Genomic DNA, 3,934 nt, shown 5'->3' with positions numbered 1-3,934 from the left:
TTGTAAAATGACTCTTCATTTTGTTGTAATATTGATTTATGCTTTTGACATGTTTGCCCTTAACAAGGACAGGTTTCATACCTGTGTTTGTTACGATGGTTGCAAGGTTATCAATCCCTAAATCAATACTCATATAACGAGCATTCTCTTCAATCATTTGTTGTTCAGAAGGAACATCAATTACCAATTCCACTACATATTCATTGTATTTTGGAATCACACGAACTTGTTTCAGTTTACCTTCAGTGAAACCTAATTTCCCAATATTTAATTGCAATTTCGTCTTTGGAAACTTTAAAAATCTATCGTTTTTAATGATGCAATCTTGGTTTGTATACAGAATCTCTTTTTCAAAAGAACGAATATACTTTGGAATCCTAGGCATTCCAGCATATTTGTTTGGATTCTTTTTATAGTCTTTTAAACTAGCAAAAAAAGATTTCCAATTTTGGAACACACCTTTCATGATTGACTGGCTACATTGCGTAGGCAAAGCTCGATAATCATTTTGAATCATAGCCTTAAATAGTGCATCTAGAAAGTTGTAATCTACATAAGGTTTTTCAAAATTAGGTTCTGAAAACAAATTACATGTAATCTCTTTCTGTTCTTCTTTAGGCTTTACTTTCTCTTTTTCCAATTTCTTCTGATAGGCAAGACGTTGTGTGTCATTCATCTTACCAATATTTTTATGAATATGATCCAGAACTTCTTTTTGCAAAGGCTGCAACTCTTTTTCTTGTGTTAATCCAGTGTACACCTGGCGTATATAAAAGTTTGTGGTGTTGTACATGTTCTTAGCGTTATGACAACATTCTTGAAAATAAGAATACATACGATGCCCTTTTTTAATCCAGATTTGAAGAGTTTTATAGTTTGATGGATTTTCTTTTGCCATTTTATTCACCTCCTTGTTAAGGATATTATAGCAAAAAGAGAACGTATGTTGCCTTTTTTTCTTGAAAATAAAATATTTCTTTCGATTCACCTCACCACCTTCACTTACGTTTAGAGGTGGGAGTCCTCTCGAAAGGCATGATAGAAAAGTTCGAATAGTTATTTCCTTAAATTTTTTAAGCTAAATTTAAGAAAGAGCTTGTATAATAAATTTTCCCAATTTCATATCGGGAAAAAAGTTAAAATGTAATTATAAATAGAATTGAACAATATGGTGGAAGGTGAGAATATGCGCTTACTCGTAGTAGAAGATAATGCTTCGTTATTAGAGTCTATTGTCCAAATATTACGCGATGAATTTGAAGTAGATACAGCATTGAATGGAGAAGATGGATTATTTCTAGCGTTACAAAATATATATGATGCCATTTTACTTGATGTGATGATGCCAGAAATGGACGGTTTTGAAGTGATTCAAAAAATACGTGATGAAAAGATTGAAACACCAGTCCTATTTTTGACAGCGAGAGACTCTCTAGAAGATCGCGTGAAAGGGTTAGATTTTGGTGGGGATGACTATATCGTTAAGCCGTTTCAGGCTCCAGAATTAAAGGCGAGAATTCGCGCTTTGTTACGACGAAGCGGTAGTCTAACAACAAAGCAGACTATTCGTTATAAAGGAATTGAACTGTTCGGAAAAGATAAAGATGTTCAAGTAGATGGACAAGGTATTAAGTTAACATTAAAACAATATGAGCTTCTAGAGTACCTTGTTCAAAATAGCGGAAAGATTTTAATGCGTGAACAAATTTTTGATCGTGTTTGGGGATTTGATTCAGATACAACAGTAGCAATTGTAGAAGTATACGTACATCATTTACGTAAAAAGTTAGAACCATTCGGTTATCAGAAAGATATTCAAACTGTTCGTGGTATTGGATATATATTAAAAGAACAATGAAAAAGGGAAGCATGTTTCAGAAAACACGCATTCGATTGACTATATTGAATTCATTAGTATTTATTATCTTGATAGGTGTATTAGGCAGTATCATTTATTCGTACACATATAAGCGGATTTATAATGAAGTAGATAAATCGATAGGGAAATCGGTTCAGCATAGAAAGAATTCAGATGATAAAAAACTACCTAAAAAAATTAGAGGATATCCCCCGATTGGGGATCCAAGGATAATGGAGTTAACTTGGCTTGGAAACACAGTGGAGATAGGTATTGAAAACGGCAAACGCCGTTTTATCTTTGAGGATAATTTGGAAAAGTTTTCTCCAAAGAAATTAGGAACTTTGCAAGATATAGAAGTGCAAGGGCAATATTTTAGAACGTTTGCATTTCAACAAGATACAAAAATAGTTCAAATTGTACGCGATATAACAGCTGAAAAAGAAATGTTAAATACTTTATTTTTAATTCTTGTTATTGGTTGTAGTGTAGGAAGTTTATGTGCAATAGGCATTGGCTTTTTCTTAGCCGGCAGAGCGCTCGTACCCATTCAAAATTCGTGGGAAAAACAGCAGCAATTCGTTTCGGACGCATCGCATGAATTAAGGACACCACTTGCAGTTATTCAATCCAAAACAGATATATTATTTCAGTCACCATCTGCGACAATAGAAGAAAAAGCGATGGATATTTCTACGATTTCAAAGGAGTGTAGACGGTTATCTAAGCTTGTAGCTAATTTATTATTGTTAGCACGTTCGGATTCTAATCAAATTGAGGTGGATAAGAAAACATTTGAAATGGATACATTGTTAGAAGAAATAGTAGATCCATATAAGGAAATTGCGTCATATCAAGAAAAAGAGATGATATTGAGAGTAGAACCTGACATATCATTTATAGGTGATAGAGAGAGAATTCATCAAATGATGGTCATATTGTTAGATAATGCGATGAAGTATACGAATGAAGGTGGGCATATTCAAATCGATTGTATGCAAACGAACAGTTCGATTCGTATACGAGTGAAAGATGATGGGATAGGAGTGAAAGATGAGGATATCCCAAAACTATTTAATCGTTTTTATCAAGGGGATAAAGCGAGAAGTGCGTCAGAAGGAGCGGGATTAGGCCTTTCAATCGCGAACTGGATTGTAGAAAAGCATTATGGAAAAATATCAGTAGAGAGCCAATGGGGAGAGGGCACTTGCTTTGAAGTGATTCTTCCTAAAAACCAAAGAATATAAGTGAGAAGACGATCTTGTTTTTACAAGGTCGTCTTTTTTTAAGGGAAAGTTAAGAAACTATTTTTAACATGTATTATATACAGAAAGTTCGCCCTATAAAGAAGCGATTATAAAAAGGTATTTGAGCAGATTATATCAATCAGAATGTTATTTCGATTATGTATAGTATTAAAAAATTTATGGGCATGATGGAAAAGAAGTTGTAAGAGGGAGGAATTAATTTTGAAAAAGAAAATGATGACGGTATTCACTATTGGAGTAATGAGTTTAAGTATACTAGGGGGTGCCTCTCCTTCTGAAACATCAAAAGGAAAGACAGATTACAAGCAGCGCAGCAAAGAACAATTAAACAATGGAAAGATACATGCTGTGCATACAGAAGAAAAGGCGGAGAATTTAGGGATTGAAACAGCGGGGAAAGAACAAATTACGCTAGAAAAAGAAATCCATGAGACGGAAGTAGGAAGGGAAGCAGAACAGTTAGGAATTTCGGTTGAAGGAAAAGACGTTGGAACTCTTTCAGAAGAAATCTATGAAACAAAAATAAAGCAAGAAGCGTTAAAGTTAGGCATATCTATAGAGAATACAACGATTGTAAATTTAATTAATCAAATTAATACGATTAAAATTAATGATGAAGCGGATAAATTAGGCATTTTGACAAATGGAAAAGAAATGGAGGACATTGAGGAAGAAATCTATGGAACGAAAGTAAGAGAGGAAGCAGAGAAGTTAGGTATTTCCCAAAAAGGAAAAGCGATAGAAACGTTAGCGCAAGAAGTGTATGAACAAAAAGTACAGGAAGAAGCAAAAAAATATCATATTGATT

4 protein-coding genes are annotated in these 3,934 nt (G+C 33.7%); 3 read left to right on the top strand and 1 reads right to left on the bottom strand.

Features of this window, described 5'->3' with window-relative positions; all coding sequences use genetic code 11:
* The coding region (locus KI369_RS26505) for a transposase (RefSeq protein WP_212958484.1) at positions 1 to 898 on the bottom strand (898 nt) is incomplete at its 3' end.
* A gap of 288 nt (positions 899 to 1,186) precedes the next feature.
* Here KI369_RS26505 and KI369_RS26500 point away from each other — a divergent pair.
* From KI369_RS26500 to KI369_RS26490, 3 genes are all read left to right on the top strand, one after another.
* On the top strand, positions 1,187 to 1,858 hold the full coding sequence (locus KI369_RS26500) for a response regulator transcription factor (protein ID WP_063261630.1): 672 nt from the start codon (positions 1,187 to 1,189) through the stop codon (positions 1,856 to 1,858).
* Positions 1,855 to 3,105, top strand: a complete 1,251-nt coding sequence (locus KI369_RS26495; RefSeq protein ID WP_438800517.1) for a sensor histidine kinase — start codon at positions 1,855 to 1,857, stop codon at positions 3,103 to 3,105. The genes KI369_RS26500 and KI369_RS26495 overlap by 4 nt, the downstream gene beginning before the upstream one ends.
* Positions 3,106 to 3,327: 222 nt before the next feature.
* Positions 3,328 to 3,934: transporter (locus KI369_RS26490; protein WP_212958480.1), on the top strand; the 607-nt coding region annotated here is incomplete at its 3' end.

It is taken from the genome of Bacillus sanguinis, assembly GCF_018332475.1.
Classification (GTDB): Bacteria; Bacillota; Bacilli; order Bacillales; family Bacillaceae_G; genus Bacillus_A; species Bacillus_A sanguinis.
Note: the sequence above shows the minus strand (reverse complement) of the source record. Positions and strands in the feature narration are given on the sequence as shown.

Excerpts from the sequence above, each read along its gene's own strand:
- KI369_RS26500 (WP_063261630.1), top strand. The coding sequence starts at position 1,187 with ATGCGCTTACTCGTAGTAGAAGATAATGCTTCGTTATTAGAGTCTATT.
- KI369_RS26495 (WP_438800517.1), top strand. The coding sequence starts at position 1,855 with ATGAAAAAGGGAAGCATGTTTCAGAAAACACGCATTCGATTGACTATA.